This is a genomic window from Bacteroides sp. NSJ-48, from assembly GCF_014287405.1.
GTDB classification, from domain to species: Bacteria; Bacteroidota; Bacteroidia; order Bacteroidales; family Bacteroidaceae; genus Bacteroides; species Bacteroides stercoris.
Window position 1 is genome coordinate 13,013 of the sequence record NZ_JACOOD010000027.1, and the last position, 22,415, is coordinate 35,427.

Genomic DNA, 22,415 nt, shown 5'->3' on the forward strand with positions numbered 1-22,415 from the left:
ACAAATGGCTCACAAGTATAATGCGATTTTTGTAAAACTGTTGATTATAAGCCGAAAACAATATATACAAATGGCTCACAAATGGCTCGTTTAAAGCAAGCGATTAACTTCGGTCTGTACCCGTTTTAAATCTCCAACCAACAGTTGGAGATTTACCGCACCCGGATAATTTCAAGCTCCGCAGGACAAATTCGGGCATCCCTTGCCCCCGTTTTTAGTCGCTATCTGTAGACTGGACTATTATTATACCATTCAATAATCAAATCATTATCGTTATTATGGACATTTAAAGTGAAAAAGATATTCCTATAATGATTAAAGCAATAGATGCAAATATGTATCTATATCTTTTTGTAGAAAACATTGCTCCTATACAAGAGATAGATACAGCAAATTGCATACATTTTAAACTTAACTCTGTAGTCTTAAATATACACATAGACAAAAAAGATAATGCCAAAACAAATAGTATAGCATTCAATATATATTTCAGTTTCATATTCCTTTGATTTACATTGACCTTATTAGCAGTAGCATATAAATTGCTCATCCTAACCCAATAACCAATCCTATACAAAAGAACAAGGTGAATCTCTTTTCCTTGTGTTTCAGCCCATAGACCAGCCCGATAATAGCACATAAAGGAATATTAGATGAATCTGCATTTTTTCCTTTATTTACAAGGTATTTATGACTTTCTTTGCTCAATTTGCAAATCTCACGGTTCTCATTGTTCTGTTGTAGCATACATTTATGCAACTTAATGTTCCCATGATTCAGTTTAATCTATTTTCTCTAATTCAATTGTAGCTACTTTCTCTTTATCTGGACTAATTTCATTCTGTATAATGGTTATATGTTTTTGGGTATAGCTTTTGATAATCCAAGGGGCTCCACCCAAATATAAAGCATTGCTATTAAATGTGATATATTTCCCTTCTATTGTATAAGTAATATCAATTTCATCGTAACCTTCCCAATTTACTTTCCCTTTCCGAGTATCTACAAATTGCATACCGACCCCCATATTTTGTACTGTCCAAGCCTCACAATGCCCTGTTCCACGCCATGAAGTCTGATAAAGTGCTTCGGGGGTTAATTCATTTGTCTGTTCATTATCATCGTCGCAGCTTATAAAGCTGAATGTACAGAGGAATAGCATAAGTATTCCAAGAATTTCTTTTGTTTTCATATTCTTTTTTTTAATCTCTTGTTTAACTCATTCAATCTTTATTTTGTCTCTTCGTTGAACCAACCAAAGATAAGACAAAGATAAAAAGAAGAATTCTTTGGCAGATTAAGATACTCTTGGAATATTGTTATAATGTAAATTTCTAAACCTATGTTTATTTTTTGTTGTCAAAACTTTGCTTGCGTCTGATTCGGCTCATGTGTATGGGTGTAATTTTAAGGTAGGATGCTATTTCTTTTAGTGATACCATTTGAAGGATTGCAGGGCATTTTTTTAAAAGTTGGAGGTAACGCTCTTCCGGTGTGAATCTGAATAAATCCAAATAACGTGAATATGATTGGAAAAACATCTGTTCGGCTGCGATACGGGCTATCCGTTGGTTTTCATTATTTTCCTTGAATTTTTGCTGTAAGAATGTAGAAGAACAGATGTAAATCTCGCACGGGATTATCGCCTGTATATTCAATTCTGATTTCATGCCATATAAGCAAGTGGGATAATCGGCTATAAATTCATTTGGAAAGGAAAAACCGACATTATACGGCTTGTTTTCTGTCCGGTTGGTGCAACTGTATTTGACTACGCCTGATAAGATAAACCCGAAGAAAGAACAGGCATCACCTTCATGGAGAATAAACTCATTCTTTTTATAATGTCGTAACTCTCCATGTTTCAGACACAACTCCTTGAAGAAGTCTATGTCTATGTTACTCATATATGAATTGAATTCGGCTATCATTTGTATATAAGAGAAATGTATAAAAAATATCTGAATTTCCATGTTTGGAGTTTAGTCTGTTTTTTGTCTATATATCCAAACCGTACTAAACTTTTTTCTGTTGACTGCAAGATATAAGTACTGGCGAAAAGAGTAAGAATAAAAGGTATTTCTTTTTGACAGTATTACTTTTAATAATTTGAGGAGGAAATAATACTCTAAGTAAAGGCTTATTCTACCGTCCGAGAGCTTATTTTGCTCCAGCTTGGGGTTTTCTTTCGTTTTATTTTCTAACATTGCCATTGTTTAGAGGTTTTATCTCGATTTAGGTGCCGTAACCGGGTAATTACACTAAATAGTTGATTTTCTTTTGTTTTTTGCGGATGCAAAGGTACAAAAGAAAATGATATTTCAAAGTGTACTGAATAACAGAAAATGGCAAAAATAGAGAAAAACAGAAAATATTCAAATGACTGATAATAAGAAAGATGAATTATTTTTATTCTATAATCTCCATGTCTTGTATCGGCATTGGCATTGGGTGGTAAAGAAGCAATAGATAACATCCATATTCTAAAAACTATTCCCTACATAGAAATGTCACTCCAATCTATCGGGGATTTGAAACGAGTGCAATAACAGATTACTAACGAAGCGCGATGACGCTTAAACAGTGTTCCCCGCTAATCCATTAAAGGGTTCACATATGGTTCATACTCGAATGATTTTCTTTTGCAAAATATGCAAATTACTTGAGTTTTAGCTATTTCAAAAAACGACCAAAGGGTTCACAAAGGGTTCATCGAAAGAGAGTGAAATCATTCACTCTCTTTTTTTATGCCCTTTTCAATTCTGCAACCAATGGTTGCGGAATTTCATCCCACCCGGACAAATCGGGACACCGCAGGACAAATTCGGACAGCCCTTGCCGCCCGTCCAAATATAGCATATTTAGTCGCTACCTTTGGGCGGGACTATTCCCGTAACCGCTAAAATTTCAATTATTTATGGCAAACAGAATGACCCCGCCCGCAGAGGGGCAGGAAAAAGACGTGCTGCTGGTCTTGGATAAACAGCAGGGAAAGGTGAGTGCCGTTAAGGGTATTGACAAGGAGGGCAATTTGCAGACCGTGCCGCCGACACACGGCGGCGAGTTCATGCAGGTGGACAAGAACAGCGATGTGTTCAGCAACTTCATTTCCAACTTCTACCGCAAGTATCAGGACACTTCCGGGCTGGAACTGTTCAGCGTCAAGGCTTCCGAAGCGGAGCGGGACGCAAAGGCAATCGAGGACAACCACCGCAACCCTACACCGGAGGGTGACAAGCGGGCTGAAATGCTTCGAGTTCCGAAGCCCGACTTCCACGAGTTCAAGCAGGGCTACCGCTTCGACCCGTCAAAAATCGACTGGGAGAACCTGAAAAAAGTCGGCATCACCGCCGACACCCTGAAAAACACGAGGGACTTCGACCGGGTGATGCGTGGCTACAAGTCCCGCAACACCTACACCGTTTCGGGGACGGTGGGCGGCTTCTACCTCAAACCTACCGATGTCAAGCTCTCTTTCTATCAGGCAAAGGACGGCACGGTAGTACCCAAGCTGCACGGCGTGCAGCAGGACGAAAAACTGTTGCAACGCCCGTTCCATGAACACGAGTTCACCAAGCAGGAACAGGGCAACTTGCAAGGCACTGGCAACTTGGGCGGCATCGCTGAAATCAAAGACCCGAAAAGCGGCGAGCAAATCCCCGTGTTCGTCAGCCGGGACAGGTACACGCACGAACTGGAGTATATGCGGGCTGACAAGTGGAAATGCCCCGATACAATCTGTAACGTGCAAGTCAGCCCGGAACAGAAAGCCGCCTTTGAAGCCGGGCAAGCGGTGAAAATGGAAAACCTGCAATTCAGGGACGGCACGCAGCGCAGTGCCTATTTGCAGGTCAGTGCGGTGGAGCGTGGCTTGGAGTTCCTGCCCCGTGCCGCCGTCCAGTTCTTGCAGCAGTGGCAGCAGCCCGCAGAGCGGCAGGTCGCCGGGCTAAAGGACGGCAAGGGCGTTGAGTTCAACGGTCATGTACAGCCCGGCGCACAGGGCAAATCCCCCGACAAGGTGCAGCCGAAAGACGTTACCCCCACCGCCGAGAGCCGGACGCAGGTAGCGGTCAATTCGGGGGGCAAGACCAACGAAGCCACCAAGCAGGGCAAAGAGCCGTTGAAACAGGGTCAGGACAAGCCCACCGCCAAGCAGAAAGAGAAGCAGGAGAAAGCGCAGGACAAGAGCCTGAAAGCTGACAAGCCCAAGAAGTCCAGAGGAATGAAAATGTAATATCCACCATTAAAAAGTAAAGAATTATGATTGCATTGATAGCAGAGAAGCCCAGCGTGGCAAAGGACATCGCCCGCATCATCGGTGCGACCGGGCGTAATGACGGTTATCTTTCCGGCAACGGGTATATGGTGACATGGGCGTTCGGCCACTTAATCCAGCTTGCCATGCCGGAAGCCTACGGCGTGGCGAACTTCCGCAGGGAGAGCCTGCCCATACTGCCGCCCGATTTCCGGCTAATCCCCCGTCAGGTAAAAGCGGAGAAAGGGTACAAGGCAGACCCCGGCGTGCTGAAACAGTTGAAAGTGATAAAGGAAGTGTTCGACCAGTGCGACCGGATTATTGTCGCCACCGATGCCGGGCGTGAGGGTGAGTTAATCTTCCGCTATATATTCCATTACCTGAACTGCCGGAAACCATTTGTGCGCCTGTGGATAAGCAGCCTTACCGACAAGGCAATCCGTGAGGGGCTGGATAACTTGCAGCCGGGAGAGCATTACGATAACCTTTACCTCTCTGCCAAGTCCCGCAGCGAAGCGGACTGGCTGATAGGGATAAACGCCACCCAAGCGTTGAGCGTTGCCGCCGGGCAGGGGGTGTTCTCGCTGGGCAGGGTGCAGACACCCACGCTCGTGATGATATGCAGCCGCTATTTGGAGAACAAGAATTTCGTACCCGCCAAGTTTTGGCAACTCAAAGCGGCGACCGCCAGCGGGGGAATGGGTTTCACCGCCCAATCGACCGCCAAGTGGGAACAGCAGCCCGAAGCCATAGCCGCCCTGCAACGGGTAAAGGATGCCGGGCAACTTGTGGTTAAATCCGTTGAGAGGAAAGAAGCCTGCCAAGAACCGCCGCTTTTGTACGACCTTACCACGCTGCAAAAGGAAGCGAACACGAAGCTGAACTTCTCGGCTGACAAGACACTTTCCATAGCGCAAAGCCTGTATGAAAAGAAAGTGATGTCCTATCCCCGAACCGGAAGCCGCTATATTCCGGAGGACGTTTTCGATGAAATGCCGGAACGTGTCGCCCTGCTGGGGCAATACTCCCGCTTTGCCGGGTATGCCGCCGGGCTGGACGGCACACCCCTGAACCGCCGCAGCGTGAATGACGGCAAAGTGACCGACCACCACGCCTTAATCATAACCGAGAACCTGCCCGGCGAACTTTCCAAAGACGAGCGGGCGGTTTACGAGCTGGTAGCCGGGCGTATGCTGGAAGCCTTTTCGGGCAAGTGCGTGAAAGACGTTACCACCGCCTTGCTGTCAGGGGGAGATACCGACTTCACGGTGAAAGGGTCTGTGATGAAAGAAGCCGGGTGGCGTGCCGTGTTCGGCGAGCAGGAAACGGGCGGGGATGAAGAAGCCGCCAGCCTGCCGCCACTCCAAGAGGGAGAATATTTGCCACTCTCCGGCGTGGATCTGCTCGAAAAGCAGACCAAGCCGAAACCGCTGCACACGGAAAGCAGCCTGTTGTCGGCAATGGAGAACGCAGGCAGGGAACTGGAAGATGCCGAACTGAAAGCCAGCCTGAAAGATGCCGGGATAGGCACGCCCGCCACCCGTGCGGCGATTATCGAAACGCTGTTCGCCCGCCAGTACATCGTGCGTGAGAAGAAGAACCTTGTGCCTACCGACAAGGGGCTTGCCGTTTATGGGATTGTCAAGGACAAGAAGATTGCCGATGTCGAAATGACGGGCATGTGGGAAACCGCCCTTGCCAAGATAGAAGCGGGCAGCATGGATGCCGACACGTTCCGGAAGGGCATCGAGGTGTACGCAACGCAAATCACCGCAGAACTGCTATCGGTGCAGCTATCTGTCGCTACTGGTGAAACCTGCCCCTGCCCGAAATGCGGCAGCGGGCGCATCCTGTTCTACCCGAAAGTGGCGAAGTGTTCCAACGTGGACTGCACGCTTACCATATTCCGCAACAAGTGCGACAAGCAGCTTTCCGACAAGCAGATTGTCGAGCTGGTGACGAAACGCAAGACCGGGCTAATCAAGGGCTTCAAGGGCAAGAACGGCAAGGCTTTCGATGCTTCGCTGGTACTGGACGAGCAGTTCAATGTCGGTTTTTCATTCCCCGAAAAGAAAGCGAAACCGAAGAAATAGCCTATCTTTGCCGCTGAAATTTCATTGTGATAGGTTTTACAGCTTATAATAATTGAAATTTTAGTGGTTGCGCCCGGAGGGAAACCGGGCGCATTTTTTATATGTTCCCGCCAAACAGGTAGGTCGAACAGACCACCCCGTTATCCAGCACCCTGCTTTCCGAGAGCTTCCACAGCGAGCCGGATGTTTCCCCGACAAAACCGATGCCTTTGCCCGCCATGACCGGGACGGTGTAGATTGTCAGGCTGTCCAGCAGTCCGGCTTTAATCAATGAAGTAAGCAGCTTGCCGCCACCCACCACCAGCATGTCGGTTTCCTGTTTCAGTTCATAGACCCTTTGCAGCGGTTCTTCGGTCAGGAACTCCACCCCGCAGTCCGGTGTAACGTTGGTGTCGTAGTGTGACACCACAAAAGACCGTTTGCTTTTGTGCGGCCACCCGCCCCAGTGTTCAAAGATGTAGTTGTAGGTGTTCGCCCCCATAAGCAGGCAGCTTGCGGCGGCGTGTTCCCTTGCCACCAGTTCCTTGACCTCACGGGGCATCCAGTCCAGTTCATAGTCCGGCGTGGCGGTATGCCCGTCCAGCGATACGGCGATGTGCGCTTTGATTTGTTCCATATTATCAGGTATTAAAGTGATATAAATCCCTACTGTCTTGGCACGTTAGCCGCCACCCCAAAAAAGAAAGCGTGGCATGACGCTGTTTCGATGCGAGGTACTGGCATACCCAAATGTGGAAACAGTGCAGCCACGCTATGACAAACGCATAGCATATCCTGCGCTGAATATCCCCACATTTTGAAAAGTGCCAGTTTTCGCATCGGGACGTTCGGCGAACGTATATGTTATATATAAAGGCAATATTCCGGCAACCGCCGTCCAACTGCCGTTACTTTTTTCGTGTAACTTCTGCAAAGTTAAGCAAATACCCTGAAAAATCACGTGCAAACAGAAAAAATCCTGCCGTGTTATCACAACAGGGCAGGACACAAGCACCTAAAAATACACAAGTTCAGCCCATACGCCTACGGGCAGCTTGCGTTCCTTTGAAGATGATATGAACCGATGACAAAACAGCTTTGGTTCGCCGTGTCTTTGGTGATGATGTCCCTTTCCCGCATGAAGCGGATATAGCTCTTTGCGGTGCGCTCCTTGATGTCCAATACCTGCTGCAACTGCTCGCAAAGGTCTATGTAGGTGATGCGTGTCTGCCGCCCGAAGATGTCACGTGCGACATTTACCAGTTCCCTTTCCTTGCGCTTCTCCTTTTCCTCACGTGGTTTCTCGCCCTTGTACACGTGCATCCCGGCTTCCTTGTCCCAAGCAAAGAGCATCAGCGGCACGTCCAGCGGGCTTCCGTCCCTTACTTTCAGGGCTTTTACCACCGACTGGGTAGGTTCTTCGTCTTTCTCAATGGACAGGATAGTAGCCGCCTTGCGCTGCAACTCGCTGCCCAAATGCCCCCGCAGTTTCAATCCGTTGGGGACGAAGTGCAGCACGCACAGAATACACGTGTTATAGATGCCCGCCAGCCGATAAAGTTCATCTATCACCGCCACGCTTTCCGCTTCATCGTTGGCACTCTTAACAAGGTCTGCGATGCCGTCAATGACGACCAACTGGATGCCGCCGTACTGGTAGTAGAACTTGTCCATGCTTTGTACAATGGCGTTCAGGCGTTCTTTGCGTGACATACCGGTAAGACAAAACGCTTTCAGTTCATCGGGCTTGTCCGGCTGTTTGGCACGTGCCAGCAGGTTGCTTACGTTCTTGAACAGTTGCACTTCCGACTGTTCGGTGTCATAGAGCAATACCGCCTTGTGCCTGCCGTTGGCGGTTATCTGTATGCCCAGTGTATCTATGTCCGCACCAGCCGGACAGATGCAGCCCGCCACGATTGCGGCTACGTAATTGCTCTTTCCCGTTCCCTCGCCCCCGGTGATGCCGAACAGGTTGCCTTGTGTCCCCAGCGGAACGTCACCCGCCGAAATAATCTCTTGCGCTTTGGCGGGCGGGTTGTTGAAATCTATCTCGCACGATTTAAGCATAATCAATGTGTCGCTATACAGGTTGTCTAAAAATTCGATAAACAGTTTCAGGAAATCTTCACGGGTGTTCCCGGCTTTGAAGTAGTCGGATATGTCCTTTTCCTCTTTCGTTCCCGGAAGCGGTAGCAGCAGGCGTTTCACGCCAAATTCTTCCAACAGTTTTTCCTGCTTGCATGAACTTTCCCTGCCCGTCTTGTCCATGTCAAAGAGCAGGACGATGTGCTTGAAGCGGAATGTCAACCGATAGACCAGCGTGGGCGGTATCGTCACCGTTTCGCTGTTGAAGCAGATAGCGTGAAAACCGTGCGCCGCCAGCGAAAGCACGTCTTTCTCGCCGCCCGTGATGAATAGCGTGTCGCCTTTGGCTGGCAGTTGTTCCAGCCCGAAACAGTAGTTCTCACCGAAGCTGCCGCCGTAGAGGAAGCGGGGCGTGGAGAACGGGCGGTACAGCTTGATGTGCTGTTTGCCCTTGTAGCCGTACATGGGTTCTGCCACCGATGAAGTGTAGGTGTACGGTTTGCCCTCTGCCGTTTCGCTGTTGTATTCCCGGAGCGAGCAGACCTTGTAACGTTCCAGCAGTTCGGGCGTGATGCCGTACTGTTGCCAGTACACCAGTTCGGCAAGCGGGAACTTCTGTTCCCGGAACTGGTAGGGCTTGACGGGCTTTTCGGGCGTTTCTTCGGGTTTGTCCGGCACTGCCCGGCGGACGGTTGCCGGGGGAACGGAAACCGGAGTGCCGGAAGCCAGCCCCAAGCCCAAATCCCGGTCGATGATTTCCAGTATCTCCACGAAGTCAGCCGCCCGGTTACAGTCCAGCCCCTTTAACTGCCCCACGAGGAAGAAACAGTCGCCACTGTAACTGTCGTTGCCGAAGTCTTTCATCTTGTAGATACCGCCCCGGCGGTCGAAATAGATGTTGCAGGAAGCCTTGCTGTCCTCGTACAGCGGGTTAAGGAAGTTGCGACCTATGCGCCAGTTTCCGGGCAGGTAGTGTTTGAACACCGCCAGCCCGTTACTTGTTCTTTCTAAGATTTCCTCTTTCCTTAGCATATAATTGGTGGTTGGTTATCAGGTTGTCGATGTTCTCCTTGTTGCTCCTTATCAGGCGTTCTTCCAGCATCCGGCGTATCTCGCTGACCTTGTAGAAGTAACGTCCCCTGATGTTGGAATAGGCGATAGTCCCCGACACCCGCAGGCGTTGCAGGGTCTTTTCGCTTATTTTCAGGAACGTGCAGACCTCGTAGCTGTCCACCCACATGTCTTCCTCGCTTTGCCTTGCCGTTTCCATGTGGTTGAAGATGTAGTCGGCAATGGCGGTAATCTTGTTGTCCAGTTCCTTGTAGGCTTTGGACTCGAATGTTATTATTTCCATAACGGTAACTAATTGATTTGCCGCAAAGTTCGGGTGTCCTGAAAAATAAAACGCCACAGATGTACCCACCTGTGGCGAAATAAATTTTGTTAAAGCACGGTTGCCTAATCCTGCTCCCTCATGCGCATCAGCAACCTGTCTTTCAGGGTGGAGAGGAAGCCCGTTCGGTCTTTGGTCTTGGCTTTTAGTTCCATGTAGGTGTGGTAGAAGTCGCCGAGGTCGATGTCGAACACGTATTCAAAGTAGGCTACAATCTCCTTAATATCAACCGTCCCCTTGTTCAGACAGCCGCAGGCGTCCAGTGCGTAGATAAGTTCCACCAACGCCCTTTTCGTCCCCGTCCAGCGCAACACCTTTCCCATGAAGCCGTTCTTCACCCGCTTGCGTTGTTCCCGGCGTTCCAGCTCGTGCAGACGGTTGGTGAGGTATATTTCCAGCAGTTCGTTGGCTAAAATCTTGGCTACCTTGAAATCGTGACTGGTGCTGAACTGTGGGTCTGTTTCGTAATAGAAACTGTCCACGATGATTTGTATGTCAGGCTTCCCACGCATGAAATACTGCCTGTCCAAGTAGGTGGCTTTCGTTCGGTGGTACTGGTAGAACGCCAAGTTCCGCTGGAACGACTTTGAAATCCGGTCGGTTTCCGACAGCAGGTAGTCCCTTTGCACTTCCTCGCTGCCGCTGGGGAAGCGCACCTCTATCTTGTAAACAGTGTTGTAATAGATGATTTTGCTCGCTAAAAGCGGTTTCAGTTCCTTGAAGAAGTGTATTTCCTCTTCCGTGCTGGCGAACGGGTAGGAGATTATAAAGTTTTTGAGTTCGCCCAGTATCTCTTGCAGGTAGTCCACGCACAGGCGGCAGAGCGTCAGCGTGTCCGCTGCGGTGTCCTCGTATTCCTGTATCTGCCATTCCACTTTTTGAAGCAGTCCGGCGAAGTATGTTTCCAACGGTATCTTATGTTCCATAACCTTGTGCTTATCTTTTATGAAGCACAAAGTTACGGGCATAAAAAATCTGTTTTATTCTTGATTTTTCACATTACGTTCTTGTAACTGTGCATTTTCTTGTTTCCTGCGCTTTTCTGCGTATCTCGCCCGGTGTGTCCAGCAAGTAAGCCTTGCAGAAGTCGTTCAGGTTCGATGTCGATGCGAACCCGGTGGTGAACGCCACTTCCGTAAGTGTGAGGTTGGTGTTCTTCAGGTAGTGTTCCACGTCCTTTGCACGCTCCTTTATCACCCATTCCTTAGCCGTGTACCCGGTCATTTTCTTTACCTTCCGTCGGAACGAGCCGTATTCCATGCCGCATTTGTCCGCCAGTTGCTCGGCATCATAGACCATGTAGCCTTTCAGACGCACCATTTCGGTGAATGTCTGCCTGCCCAGCTCCGGCAGCATCCGTTCGGCGTGGCGCAGTTCCTTTTCCGTCACCAGCAGGCGGTTGTCCCTTACCGGGTTTCTCCGTAGCAGGTGGAAAGCGTGGCATACCGTGTTGTACACGTTGCAGAGGTACTGCCGTCCCGGTCGCATCCAGTGGAGCGCATCGCAGTAGGCGGTCAGTTCGGGTATCTCGTCCCGCTTGCGGTGCTGTTCCGCCAGTTCGTCCAGTATGGCGTAACGGGTGGTGGACATACCCAGCAGGATAATGATTGCCTTGTAGTCCTTGTATGCCGCCAGTGTCGGCGTTTCCGGCAGGCTCTTGAGCGTGTCGCACACGTGGGCGCACAGCCGCCCGTCCTTGCTGAACGGTTCAAGTTCCAAATAGTTGTCCATTTTCCGGCTGTTGTGCAACAGCCATGTTACCTTTTCGTCCAGTTCCTTGCAGGACGCTTCCAGCTCCGCTTCGGGAGCGGGCAGCAATAATGATGTAATCCGTTGTTCCATATCTGAATAAATTGATTTGTTTTCTGTACGTTACCCGGTAGCCCATAGCCAAAACTTTTGGATTAGCCGCCAAACCACGTGATAAAGGAACATGGCGGCAAGCATAAGAAAACCTGCCCGCAGGAAATATTCTTCAATGCGCTGCCAAACGCTCGTTTTTTGTTCGGGCATCAGTATGTCCGCCACTTCCTCAAAGGTCTTGCAGGCGAAAATCGCTTGCCGGAACTCGTCTGCGCTGTTCCAGCATTCTTCCTTGAACCACCGTGTCTTGGGGTATCGTTCCGCTACCAGTTCTTGCAGTTTTCGTAGTGGGAACGGTTCGGGATTGTCCCCGTACTCGTATTCAATGGAAATCACACGTCCCTGCATCCTGATACAATATCCGAATATCCCTTGCCACTTCACTTTGTGCGCCCCCTTTTCAACATATTTCGTCCCGGTTGCATCCACTACAATGTAGTTCTTCCGCTTCTTCAACAACTCGGTATTGGTCGTTGTGTACAGTTCTTCCTTGCGAAACACGTATATCATGTTGCCTTTGGGGGCAAAGCTGAATATCGGGTATTTAAGTCGGGCTTTCATTGTAAATAGTCTATTGTTTTATAAAAGCAAAATAAAACAGGGTAACACCTACCACAACCCCGAAAAAGATACAACCTGTAATAATGAAAGCCCAATCGGGGTAATGGAAATCAAGTTCTTCATAAGGAATGGCAGTTTTCTTTATACATCTGTTCCATACCCATATCAGAACTTTTCCAAATCTATTTACTGTGATAAGGTTACTCATATTGATTAATGGTTCAGCGGGGAACGCTGTAAGGCGTTATCACGCTTCGTTAACATCATATTTATTCTCACACCAGTGTACCATATCAATAAACCATAATCACGAGGTCTTTTTGCGCTTCAAAGGCTTCATCGAAAATGAAATTCAGGTCGTCCATTTCCTGCTCATAGTCATAATCTCCGATACCGTTACCCTCTTTCAGCGAGGTGTATTCCGTACGCTTACTCTCCAATTCAGAAACGGGTATGCTGATAATATAGGGAAAATCACTGCTCAATGGAATATATGGGGCACAGAACGAAACGTATATTGAGGGTTGGGAGAAAAAGACATCAAAGCTATTGATATACAAAAGGTTGTGCAAGATATGAGTGGATGGCTCTGCAAAACGAAACGTTTACGTGGGTTTAATTTGCAGCTACATTTAGGTGCTTTTTAGGCATACAGATTTGCAGATAGGTTTAATTGGGTTTACATAGGGCTTACATGGTTGATTCGGGTGGGGGAGTGCATGGCAGCTGCGGCTGCTTTTTTTGTACCTGATTATTTGATATAATATTGCTTAATTTATTCCATATAATAGATATTTAGTATATTTGTAGCAAAATATTATAAACTATGGCAAAGGTAATACATGTGCATTTGACGCACGGAATAGAAGGAACAAAGCGGAAAGATTGGTATTTCAGCAGCATTTCGGCGGTTTATACCGTTTTTACAGCTGAACAGGTGGGTGCAACGAAGAATTATTTGCTGCATGCAGGATTGTCCGGGAACGGTACTATATGCACCAAAAAGGCTATAATAAAGCAATCTACGCTCATTTCTTGCGGGCGTAGTGGAAATGTATCAGACGAATAATAAGCGGGCAAAAACGCAATAAAAATGGCTTTAGAATGATCCGGTGTGGGGAGGTTGTTATACCTCCCTTTTTTTGTGCTTGAAATCGGTCTTTTTTGACGCTGGATATTCAGGTGGATGTTCAAAGTGGATATTCACTTTTATAGAACTGGATATTCAAAATATGGTTTTGGCGGTGTGCGATACAGACGTACTAAAATACTATAATTTTAAAAATACCCCTCGTTTTTTATTTGATAGCCCCCCCTAAAAACCTATCATTTTTCACGCTTTAGTTTTTAAATGCCCTAATATCAGTGTTTTTATACCCATATATGAAGGTAGGGGAGGGGGATTGCTTGGGAGGGGGACATCATGGGGGATGATAGGGGGTACGCTTCGTTTCCCATCACCGGTGTATGGTAACAGTAAATCCGCCTACCCGACATTTGCAGTACCGGAAATGTGTGCATCCGACACATGTTTTCCCTTTTCGATTGTCATTTGGCGAATCTGTTCTTTAAGCCTTCCTATTTCTTCTGCCTGCTCTCTTATTATAGACAAGAAAGATTCAGTGGTACTATTATTTGTTTCCTCATGAAGTATATTGTTTTGATTCTTTGCGGCTTTAACTGCTTTCAACTTAGCTTGTGCTTGCTCTTCTGTCATTTCCCCCTTAATAATTGGCAAATCTGATTCATAGTAAGTTTCTTCAATTATAGGATTCCCTTCCCCAGTAAATAACCATCGAAGGTTGATGAATACAGAATATCCTGACATTATAAACCTTTTAAAAAAGTCATAGCTTGGAGCAGACTTTCCGCTTACTATATCATAGATAGTTTGGGCTCTACTGTACCCTAATGCATTGGCGAACTTATTTGGATTAGTGTGCAAGATAAATATAACTTCTTCTATTCTTGCAGATATTTCTGTATTTTTTTCTTTCATATCTTTTGTTATTACAGGATTTTCTGTATATTTGCAGCGTGTTCAAAAAAGAACACCGCGCCAAAGATACAAAAAAGGCGTGTGATTAGCGATTTTTAAGTATAAGATTATGAAAGAGACATTATTGAAAAAGGTAAAACCGGAAACATTGGAAAAACTCCTCAGTGCGGTTGGTGATGTTCTTAATGAAATCAAGGATGCAGTACCTAACAAGAATGAAAGGTTCCGAGATGAATCATATACATCTTTACTCGTGATGAACTATGATACGTTTCAGACACTAAGGTGGCACGAACAGAAGAAACAAGAAGATAAAGATACTCAGGATAACCCAGCGTGACGACCCGGAAGGCGTTAAGAGACGGGTGACGGTGTGGAAAGACACACGGGAGTGCATGGTTCTTGCGCCGGGGTTCGATTCCCCGGACTCCCTCCAATATTAATCATTAAAATAAGTGAGATATGAACAAGAGGTACATTCACATTACGAAAGCTGACCGCGACTTTATCGCAAAGGCCCTCAACGTGACAGAGAAGACTGTTTATAACGCTATCCGGTTTGATGACCGTCGTGGTAACTCCGAACTTTCTGCAAAGATCCGTAAGTTGGCCATGGACCGTGGCGGTATTGTGATGGTTGTTATTCCGGAGGTGGAGGTTTTTCACGACTATGACAAAGTATCCCGCCTATATTGTCCCAATGGTGCTCTTATAGAGTTTGACCGCAAGGATGGTAGCGGCCAGGTAATATTCAAAGGAGAAACAGTGAAGACTTACGAGCATGTAATGGTTTCGGAAATTGACCACATAAAAGCGTTTGCATCTGCATTGAGATAGGAGGTGACTATGTTGGTGTATTACGGTAACATACAGTGTATTTCTGCACGAGAGCTCATCGATGGCGGCTATATCACCGAATCCTGTTATAGGAACTGGGTGAACCGTGGTCGTATCAAGGTGGTGCGCCGTGGTGGAGGTGCTGCTGGAAATTGCGCGTTGGTCGCCCTCAATAGTCTGCCTACCGAGTGCCTGGAGCGGGTAAAGGAAGACAACCCCGGAGGAACAGAGCAGGCACTTCGCCACTGGATACTGTCAAACTATGTGTTGGATCAGGCTGCAGTAGCTTATTTCTTGGATTGGGCCTCCCATTCTTCCAGCAACAGAGCTACAGACGAACTTGCCCGGAAATATGCGGTGAATGCTTCAGTTCTGAATACTTGTATCAAGCTTTATAACAGAAGCAACGATTACCGCAAACTGATGGGTGAAAAATATAACTGGGACATGATGGCCACTACCATCGAGACCTTACGCGAAGACTTTGGTCATGACCTTCCTGCCAGTACCCTGCGTTTCCGCAAGAAAGTGAACGAATACAAGCAGTACGGTTACGAATGTCTGATAACCGGAAAATTCGGCAACCAGAACAAACGGAAGGTAACTCACATGGACGAACGCCTGGTGATGAGTTTGAAAGTACTTCCCAACCAACCATACGGCAGTGATGTGCATGAAATGTATCTGTCGTTTGTATGCGGTGAGCTGGAAGTATGGGATCTGGAAACAGGGGAGATATTCAATCCGGAAAACTTTACGGATAAGAACGGGGAACCGAAAGAACTGAGCGAAAGCACTATCCGGAACATTCTGAACAACCCGGCAAGCCAGCTGCTGATAGAAAAAGCCCTGCGTGGACGTATGGAGTTCTATCATGAGCAAATGCCGCACATGCACCGTCATGGCGGTGAGTTCTCACTGTCACAAATTACGATGGATGACGTGGATTTGCCGCGCAGAATGAAAGGCGGCGAGTATGTGCATGCCTATTATGCTTATGATGTGGTGAGCCAGTGCCGTATCGGTTTGGCCTACGGGCGGGATAAGGATGATGCCTTGGTAGTGGACTGTTTCCGTGATATGTTCCGGCTCATCGAACGCAACGGATGGGGCATTCCAGCCGGTATTGAGGTGGAGCAGCACTTGATGAGCAAGTATAAAGGAGGATTCCTGAAGGCAGGTGAGGTATTTAAGTTTGTGCATTTCTGTGCCCCACAGAACTCACAGGAGAAATATGCTGAAGCTCTGAACGGTGCGTTCAAGACAACCATAGCACATAAGAACCATGAAGCCATTGGCCGCTGGCATAACAAAGGTGCACGGCGGGTGGACCAGAAGAAAGTGAGTGACAGCAGCAACCACACCTGGGAAGACAGAAAGTATTATACGTTTGAGGAGCTTGTGGCGGACGACCGGCGCGATTGTGAAGAATGGAACAATACGCTTCACCCCAATCAAAAGAAATATCCCGGAATGACCCGTTGGGATGTGCTCGTAGCCAAAATCAATCCGACCCTTCGACCGCTTGATAAACTGACCTTGAGCAGATATATCGGAGAAAAGGTAGATACCAGTATTCGTAGAAATTCCACAGTACGTGTGGCAAATGCGGACTGGTGGCTGAGCGGTCCGGAAGTGCTGGAGCAGCTGGAACCAAACAACCGCAAGGTGACGGCCTACTTCCTGCCGGATGAAGAGGGCAAGCCTACGGATGTCTTCCTGTACCAGAACGACCGCTACCTTGACAAGGTTCGTCCGGTAGTGACTTACAACCGGGTGATGGCAGAACAGACCGAAGAAGACCGGGTAGCCTATACAGAGCAAAACAAAGTTCTGAGTCATTTCAGCAAATACCTCAATGACCACGCCATCGGAAAGGTGGGAACCGGTACACCGGATCAGCCAACAGATGACCCGGAAGAGGAACTGGAACTTCCCCCGGTGGAACTATCCGATGATTTGCCAGCCGATTTGTCGGCAGATCCGGAATCTGATTATGAATGGCACTCCGGAATAAGCGAGGCAATGAGAGCCATCAGTGATATGTAAGAACAGAATTAGAACAACATTAAAATAGCGTTAGAATTATGATTACAGAAGCACAAAAACAGAAGATTTTAGCAGCGATAGCCGCCAACCGTGCGAACTATCCCAGTGATGCCAAGCATGCTGCCTCTTTGGCCATCAGTACGTCTGTGTACAGTGCAATCAAGAACGGACAGACAGACAAAGCCCTGAGCGATGCCAACTGGATAAGCATTGCCCGCAAATTAGGGGTGAACCTCCGTGGTGAAATGGAATGGAAAGCAGCCAAGACCCCGACATTTGAATATATCACAGCCCAGCTGGAGTTTTCACAGCAGTCCAGCCTGTCGGGTATCTTGTGCGACATGCCCAATATCGGCAAGACTTTCACGGCACGTTATTATGTGCAGAGCCACAAGAATGCCGTTTATATCGACTGCTCGCAGGTAAAGACCAAATTGAAGCTGGTACGCAAGATTGCTGCAGAGTTTGGTGTGGACAGTAAGGGAAAGTATTCTGACGTGTATGAAGACCTGGTATATTACCTCCGTTCGATGGAAACCCCGCTTATCATCCTCGATGAAGCAGGCGATCTGCAGTATGAAGCTTTCCTTGAACTGAAGGCCTTGTGGAATGCCACTGAACGCTGCTGCGCCTGGTACATGATGGGGGCAGACGGATTGAAAGAGAAAATCAACCGCTCCATAGAATGCAAGAAGGTGGGTTATACCGAAATGTTGAGCCGTTATGGTGACCGGTACAGCAAGGTGACTCCGGATGATGGCAAGGAGCGCGAACAGTTCTTGAACAACCAGGCACGTATTGTAGCCAAGGTAAATGCCCCGGCAGGTGCTGATATAGCCCAGATTGTACGGAAGACACGCGGTGGTTTGAGAAGAGTTTATACTGAGATTGAAAAACTTAAAATGACAGCGGAATAATGAAGCGTGCGTACAGTCCGAAGGAAATAGCCGCCAAGAAATGGGTTACTCTGCCGTGGAATGAGAAATGGAGCAAACCTTTCGGGTTCCCGGCAGAGAACGCTTCGTGGTTCATCAGCGGTGCCAGTGCCAGCGGGAAGAGCAGTTTTGTAATGCAGCTTGGAAAGGAACTGTGTAACTATGGGACGGTGCTGTACATGAGTTACGAAGAGAAAATCAACCAAAGTTTCCAACGGCGTATGGAGTATTTGAAGATGAATGAGGTGCAGGGTAAGTTTCGCGTGGTGACAGAAGGCAGTCTGGAGGAAGTGATTGCCCGGCTGAAAAAGCCGAAAAGCCCGAAGTTCATCATCATTGATTCCTTTCAGGTGGCCGGGTGGGACTATCCGCAGGCTGTGGAACTGATGGAAACCTTTCCGAAGAAATGTTTCATCTGGATCAGCCAGGAAAAGAAGAGCCAGCCAATGGGTGGCGGTGCTGTAAGATTGAAATATATCTGTGATATGAAGATTCGAGTGGTCGGTTATAAAGCTTATTGTCAAGGCCGCGCCATTGGAGACCCGGGAAGCTATTATGTGGTATGGGAGGACGGAATCATTCAAACAAGTAATAATTTACCAAAGTGATTATGGATAATAACGAAAAGGCTTTTGAAAGCTACACCGGAACGGAAGTGTTCCAGATTCTGCTGGACGGAAGTTCCAGCAGGGCAGTGTTGGATGACTGGCTGGAGCGAAACATCCAAAGTGACCTGAAAGTGAGAAGAGCGAAAACGCCCGGTCATGTCGTAATAGAAACGGGTGATGTCTTGTTTGCACGTAATGTGCTGATATGGAATCCAAGTTGTAAAGTCAACATCAAAAAGAAGTGATATGGAAAAAGACAAAGTTTACATCAGTGGGGCAATAGCCCACTACAATATCGATGAGCGCAAAGGTGCGTTCCTCGATGCTGAAAACAGATTGCGTGCTATGGGGTTCAATCCGGTGAATCCATTTAAAAACGGACTTCCGGATGAAGCACACTGGAGAGAGCACATGCGGGCGGATATACGCCTGTTGCTGGATTGTGAGTATATCTATATGCTGAAGGATTGGGAACTGAGCAAAGGTGCTAAACTGGAGCTTGATGTGGCCAGTTCGTGTGGCATTAAAGTATTGTTTGAGTAAAAATGGTCGATATGGGAAAAATAAAAATGGAAACCGGTGTTGTGGTGATGACGTTGACTGCTACGGTATATAGAGGAAATATTCGTGAAATCCAATCTTCACGCATAGGATTTTGCGGGGAGTACAACAAGGAAATACTTTCTAAAATGGGTGCTGAATTCAAAAAGATATTTGCTGGGCAAATTGAGGCTGAATACAAAGCTAAATCAGTGAAGACGGATAAGATAATTTATCGTGTCAGTACCAAATCAACTGAATGTGAAATGATTCTTAATGGCAAATGATATGGCACAGGAAGTAACCAATTTCGCCCGGTTCTATGCATTGTTCAACAAGCTGCCCTGTACAGGAGACCGGGAAGAATTCAAGAAAAGCATTGTGCTGCAGTACACGTGGAACCGGACGGACAGTCTGAAGGAAATGACAGCCAAGGAGTATGAAGCCTGCTGTACGGCTCTGGAGAAGCTGAGCGGACAAGACGAATGGCGACAGAAGCTGCGTGAGGAGCTGCGGCGGAAACGGAGTCTCTGTCTGAACCTGATGCAGAAGCTGGGCATAGATACATCCGACTGGGCACGAATCAATGACTTCTGCAGTAATCCCCGAATAGTCGGCAAGGCGTTCAGACAGATTACGGTGGACGAACTGGATGAACTGGCGGTAAAGCTTCGGTCCATACAACGGAAAGGCGGCTTGAAGCCCAAGAAAGAAAAGCAAACGATTAACCCCGTGAGCATGGTATCACTCATTCAGATTGACCCTGATGCTCCGGCAAACTGATAGGATATGGAAAATAGAAACACAAAGATTTTAGAGAATCTGAAAAAGGAAATCAACCTGCTTGCCTCTGATATGGAGAAGCAAGATGCAGCCGAGTTTTATAGCGAACTGGCTGACTGGGCATACGCCAACGGAGAGGCTATGCTGATGGAAGATGAACCTGAAATGCAGGATTATGAAAACCAATAACCCCAAAAAACAAGAATCATGGAAGAAATGAAACAAACGACCGTGGTAATGACGGCAGAGGAAAAGGCGGAATTTGAAGCCTTCCAGAGAGAAAAAGCAAAGAAAGCGGCAGAGGAAAAAGCCAAGAATGACCGCGAAATGTACAAACAGATGGTGGATGAGGAGATAGCCAACTCCATTCCGGTACTGCTGGGCATCAGTGAGCAGATCAAGGCAAGCAAGCAGACTGTGATGGACAACTTCAAAACCATTCTGGAAATGAAGGCAGACCTTTTCAAAACCAAGGTGAAGGATGACCAGCGCAGCCATACCTTTACTAACAGTGAAGGCGACAAACGAATCACGCTGGGTGTGTATGTGACCGACGGTTACCGTGACACGGTGGAAGACGGTATAGCCATTGTGAAGGAATATATCGAAGGCTTGGCCAAAGATGAAAAAACCAAGGCACTGGTGAGCATGGTGCTTCGTTTGTTGGCCCGTGATGCCAAGGGTACGCTGAAGGCTTCACGCATTGTGCAGCTTCGCAAAGTGGCCATGGAAACCGGAGATGAACGTTTCATTGAAGGTGTACGCATCATTGAGGAAGCCTACCAGCCGGAAGTGAGCAAACAGTTCATCCGTGCTGAAATCAAGAACGAAAACGGAATGTGGAAACCTATCCCTCTGGGAATGACAGAATCATAAATTATAGAACTATGATACAAGAAGTGGAGAAATCTCCGAAAGTAGCCCTGTGCCGTGCTTGTCACGGTACAGGTAAAGTGAAGAAAGTTGTAGAATATCCCTCTCGGATCTTTGGAAAGAAGCGAAGCGAAACCGTTGAGGAAGTCTGCAGACAGTGCGAAGGAAGTGGCCGGGTAACGGTAAGCGCAAAAATGACGCTTGACATCCGTCCCTATAAACCTAAAGTAAAACCATCTATGAACGATTAAACCTATATGGGAAAGCGGCACGGAGTTAGTTATCAGAAGCGTGTAGCAGAAGTAAACAGGATATATGACCATTATGCCAGTCACGGTGTACCGAACCGTGAAATATGGCGGCGGTACATATATCCTGTGTATGCTATTAGTGAGCGTACATTCTACAATATGCTTAAAGCGTCCGCAGACCCTAAAAACGATTTGCCGGACGATACGGTACAATTGAAATTTAACTTTGATTGGGAATGAACGAAGACGTTAAAAAAGTAGTGGCCCGGATACTGAAAGACATTCAGGTGGAAATGAGCGATGAGTTTGACAAGAACTTTGAGCGGCAGGCTTTTTTCAGTGAAAAATGGCAGCGGCGGAAAAGCCCCATCCGGGATGAAGGCAGAGCCATACTGACAGATACCGGGGCGCTTCGGAAAAGTATTGGGAGCCGGACGACGGAAAACAGCATCACTTTCTTTACCTCTCTGCCCTATGCGGCCATTCATAATGATGGTGGTGAAATAGTGGTGACGGGGCGAATGAAGCGTTTCTTCTGGCATAAGTATTATGAGGCCACCGGGGCGTTCGGGAGAAGGAAGGACGGAAAGCTGCGGAAAGACAAACGAAATGCCCGGCTTGATACAGAAGCCGATTTTTGGATGTTCATGGCTTTAAAGAAAGAAGGAAGCACCATCAAGATACCCCGCCGCCGTTTCCTCGGCACATCGCCTGAAGTGGAAAAAGCCGTCCGTGAGATTGTAGAAGAGAACCTAACAGAGTATTTCACCATTGAATATAATATCATAAGAAAATGAGAAAAGAACTTTATCGGCTGCTTTGCAGCGAACTGAAGGCCATTGACCTTATCAAGCACATAGACTTGTGGAACCACAATGTGGAGTTCATCGAGCAGGAAGAGAACTGGGAGCGTCCGGCTGTCTTTGTGGAATTCTGCCCTATACAGTGGAATGCGATTGTTCCCGGTGTGGAATACCGGGCAGAACCTTTAATCAAGCTGCACATCGTGACAGACTGGGAAGGTTCGAGTGCTGATGGAAGCGAGCTGCAGGAAGATGCGCTGAAGGTGTTTGACCTGCCCGGGCTGATTCATGCACGGCTTGCCGGCTTGAGTGGGGAAACCTTTCTGGAGCTGGACCTGGTGGAGAGTGATACCAATCACAACCATGAGGATATTGTGGAAAGTATTGAGGTGTACCAGTGTGTGGCTATCAAGCGGATGCAATAGCCGTCTTTATTAGAAAGGGAAAGCCGTGGACGTATAAATTACCGTCTGCGGCTTTTTTGTTCAATACAGGCAAAGTAAACGAC

28 protein-coding genes and 1 pseudogene are annotated in these 22,415 nt (G+C 47.5%); 18 read left to right on the forward strand and 11 right to left on the reverse strand.

Going from position 1 to position 22,415, the window contains the following annotated elements:
• Window positions 1-781: 781 nt before the first annotated feature.
• A complete protein-coding gene (locus H8S52_RS12805) occupies window positions 782-1,192 on the reverse strand; it encodes a hypothetical protein (protein WP_004309979.1) in 411 nt (136 codons plus the stop codon).
• A 154-nt stretch (window positions 1,193-1,346) separates the two neighbouring features.
• Window positions 1,347-1,973 carry a Crp/Fnr family transcriptional regulator gene (locus tag H8S52_RS12810; RefSeq protein WP_004309980.1) on the reverse strand — a complete coding sequence of 209 codons (627 nt, stop codon included), beginning with the start codon at window positions 1,971-1,973 and terminating at the stop codon, window positions 1,347-1,349.
• Between the two features lie 944 nt (window positions 1,974-2,917).
• Here H8S52_RS12810 and H8S52_RS12820 point away from each other — a divergent pair.
• A complete protein-coding gene (locus H8S52_RS12820) occupies window positions 2,918-4,234 on the forward strand; it encodes a DUF4099 domain-containing protein (RefSeq protein ID WP_186909954.1) in 1,317 nt (438 codons plus the stop codon).
• Between the two features lie 26 nt (window positions 4,235-4,260).
• Window positions 4,261-6,348 (forward strand): type IA DNA topoisomerase, encoded by a 2,088-nt coding sequence (gene topB / locus H8S52_RS12825; protein WP_117978429.1) that lies wholly within the window; start codon window positions 4,261-4,263, stop codon window positions 6,346-6,348.
• A 97-nt stretch (window positions 6,349-6,445) separates the two neighbouring features.
• Here topB and H8S52_RS12830 read toward each other — a convergent pair whose 3' ends face one another.
• The 8 genes and pseudogenes from H8S52_RS12830 to H8S52_RS12860 all read right to left on the reverse strand — a co-directional run.
• Window positions 6,446-6,964 (reverse strand): dihydrofolate reductase family protein, encoded by a 519-nt coding sequence (locus H8S52_RS12830; protein ID WP_005924160.1) that lies wholly within the window; start codon window positions 6,962-6,964, stop codon window positions 6,446-6,448.
• A gap of 407 nt (window positions 6,965-7,371) precedes the next feature.
• Complete coding sequence (locus tag H8S52_RS12835) at window positions 7,372-9,444, reverse strand: bifunctional DNA primase/helicase (RefSeq protein WP_117978430.1); 2,073 nt, start codon at window positions 9,442-9,444, stop codon at window positions 7,372-7,374.
• Window positions 9,407-9,835, reverse strand: coding sequence for a helix-turn-helix domain-containing protein (locus H8S52_RS12840; protein ID WP_008648468.1), 429 nt, complete (start codon window positions 9,833-9,835; stop codon window positions 9,407-9,409). Before H8S52_RS12840 ends, H8S52_RS12835 begins: the two co-directional genes overlap by 38 nt.
• 35 nt (window positions 9,836-9,870) lie before the next feature.
• Window positions 9,871-10,773 carry an RteC domain-containing protein gene (locus tag H8S52_RS12845; protein ID WP_004326095.1) on the reverse strand — a complete coding sequence of 301 codons (903 nt, stop codon included), beginning with the start codon at window positions 10,771-10,773 and terminating at the stop codon, window positions 9,871-9,873.
• Window positions 10,774-10,804: 31 nt separating this feature from the next.
• Entirely contained in the window at window positions 10,805-11,647 is an 843-nt protein-coding gene (locus H8S52_RS12850; protein ID WP_007845708.1) for an AraC family transcriptional regulator, read from the reverse strand.
• A 30-nt stretch (window positions 11,648-11,677) separates the two neighbouring features.
• Window positions 11,678-12,229: a hypothetical protein gene (locus tag H8S52_RS12855; RefSeq protein WP_117700620.1), complete on the reverse strand. Its 552-nt coding sequence runs from the start codon at window positions 12,227-12,229 to the stop codon at window positions 11,678-11,680.
• A 10-nt stretch (window positions 12,230-12,239) separates the two neighbouring features.
• Complete coding sequence (locus H8S52_RS19985) at window positions 12,240-12,437, reverse strand: hypothetical protein (RefSeq protein ID WP_055295418.1); 198 nt, start codon at window positions 12,435-12,437, stop codon at window positions 12,240-12,242.
• An 85-nt stretch (window positions 12,438-12,522) separates the two neighbouring features.
• A pseudogene (locus H8S52_RS12860) lies at window positions 12,523-12,720 on the reverse strand (hypothetical protein); the annotation flags it as partial.
• A gap of 335 nt (window positions 12,721-13,055) precedes the next feature.
• On the opposite strand from H8S52_RS12860, the gene H8S52_RS12865 reads away from it, so the two are divergent.
• Window positions 13,056-13,298: a hypothetical protein gene (locus tag H8S52_RS12865; protein ID WP_005798322.1), complete on the forward strand. Its 243-nt coding sequence runs from the start codon at window positions 13,056-13,058 to the stop codon at window positions 13,296-13,298.
• A gap of 417 nt (window positions 13,299-13,715) precedes the next feature.
• Here the strand turns inward: H8S52_RS12865 and H8S52_RS12870 are convergent, their stop codons facing one another.
• The gene (locus H8S52_RS12870) at window positions 13,716-14,228 is read right to left on the reverse strand and encodes a hypothetical protein (protein WP_005798321.1); all 513 of its coding nucleotides are present in this window, start codon (window positions 14,226-14,228) and stop codon (window positions 13,716-13,718) included.
• A gap of 109 nt (window positions 14,229-14,337) precedes the next feature.
• Between H8S52_RS12870 and H8S52_RS12875 the strand changes: the two genes are divergently transcribed.
• The 15 genes from H8S52_RS12875 to H8S52_RS12945 all read left to right on the forward strand — a co-directional run bounded on the left by H8S52_RS12875 (window position 14,338) and on the right by H8S52_RS12945 (window position 22,332).
• On the forward strand, window positions 14,338-14,568 hold the full coding sequence (locus H8S52_RS12875) for a hypothetical protein (protein WP_119962020.1): 231 nt from the start codon (window positions 14,338-14,340) through the stop codon (window positions 14,566-14,568).
• Window positions 14,569-14,690: 122 nt separating this feature from the next.
• On the forward strand, window positions 14,691-15,065 hold the full coding sequence (locus H8S52_RS12880) for a hypothetical protein (RefSeq protein WP_119962021.1): 375 nt from the start codon (window positions 14,691-14,693) through the stop codon (window positions 15,063-15,065).
• Between the two features lie 9 nt (window positions 15,066-15,074).
• Window positions 15,075-17,114, forward strand: coding sequence for a hypothetical protein (locus tag H8S52_RS12885; RefSeq protein WP_186909955.1), 2,040 nt, complete (start codon window positions 15,075-15,077; stop codon window positions 17,112-17,114).
• Window positions 17,115-17,152: 38 nt separating this feature from the next.
• Window positions 17,153-18,031: an AAA family ATPase gene (locus H8S52_RS12890; RefSeq protein WP_118419657.1), complete on the forward strand. Its 879-nt coding sequence runs from the start codon at window positions 17,153-17,155 to the stop codon at window positions 18,029-18,031.
• Window positions 18,031-18,657 (forward strand): AAA family ATPase, encoded by a 627-nt coding sequence (locus H8S52_RS12895; protein ID WP_117911340.1) that lies wholly within the window; start codon window positions 18,031-18,033, stop codon window positions 18,655-18,657. Before H8S52_RS12890 ends, H8S52_RS12895 begins: the two co-directional genes overlap by 1 nt.
• 2 nt (window positions 18,658-18,659) lie before the next feature.
• Complete coding sequence (locus H8S52_RS12900; RefSeq protein WP_005798307.1) at window positions 18,660-18,902, forward strand: hypothetical protein; 243 nt, start codon at window positions 18,660-18,662, stop codon at window positions 18,900-18,902.
• Window position 18,903: 1 nt separating this feature from the next.
• A complete protein-coding gene (locus tag H8S52_RS12905) occupies window positions 18,904-19,200 on the forward strand; it encodes a DUF4406 domain-containing protein (protein WP_005798306.1) in 297 nt (98 codons plus the stop codon).
• 11 nt (window positions 19,201-19,211) lie between these two features.
• On the forward strand, window positions 19,212-19,484 hold the full coding sequence (locus H8S52_RS12910) for a hypothetical protein (RefSeq protein WP_005798305.1): 273 nt from the start codon (window positions 19,212-19,214) through the stop codon (window positions 19,482-19,484).
• 1 nt (window position 19,485) lies between these two features.
• The gene (locus H8S52_RS12915; protein WP_118027227.1) at window positions 19,486-19,980 is read left to right on the forward strand and encodes a hypothetical protein; all 495 of its coding nucleotides are present in this window, start codon (window positions 19,486-19,488) and stop codon (window positions 19,978-19,980) included.
• A 6-nt stretch (window positions 19,981-19,986) separates the two neighbouring features.
• Window positions 19,987-20,169, forward strand: coding sequence for a hypothetical protein (locus tag H8S52_RS12920; protein ID WP_005798303.1), 183 nt, complete (start codon window positions 19,987-19,989; stop codon window positions 20,167-20,169).
• Window positions 20,170-20,187: 18 nt separating this feature from the next.
• Window positions 20,188-20,856, forward strand: coding sequence for a DUF3164 family protein (locus tag H8S52_RS12925; RefSeq protein ID WP_117817375.1), 669 nt, complete (start codon window positions 20,188-20,190; stop codon window positions 20,854-20,856).
• 11 nt (window positions 20,857-20,867) lie between these two features.
• Window positions 20,868-21,104 (forward strand): molecular chaperone DnaJ, encoded by a 237-nt coding sequence (locus H8S52_RS12930; protein ID WP_117817376.1) that lies wholly within the window; start codon window positions 20,868-20,870, stop codon window positions 21,102-21,104.
• Window positions 21,105-21,110: 6 nt separating this feature from the next.
• Window positions 21,111-21,344: a hypothetical protein gene (locus H8S52_RS12935; RefSeq protein WP_117748620.1), complete on the forward strand. Its 234-nt coding sequence runs from the start codon at window positions 21,111-21,113 to the stop codon at window positions 21,342-21,344.
• On the forward strand, window positions 21,341-21,901 hold the full coding sequence (locus H8S52_RS12940) for a phage virion morphogenesis protein (protein WP_117911350.1): 561 nt from the start codon (window positions 21,341-21,343) through the stop codon (window positions 21,899-21,901). Before H8S52_RS12935 ends, H8S52_RS12940 begins: the two co-directional genes overlap by 4 nt.
• On the forward strand, window positions 21,898-22,332 hold the full coding sequence (locus H8S52_RS12945) for a hypothetical protein (RefSeq protein ID WP_117911352.1): 435 nt from the start codon (window positions 21,898-21,900) through the stop codon (window positions 22,330-22,332). Before H8S52_RS12940 ends, H8S52_RS12945 begins: the two co-directional genes overlap by 4 nt.
• The last annotated feature ends 83 nt before the right edge of the window (window positions 22,333-22,415 follow it).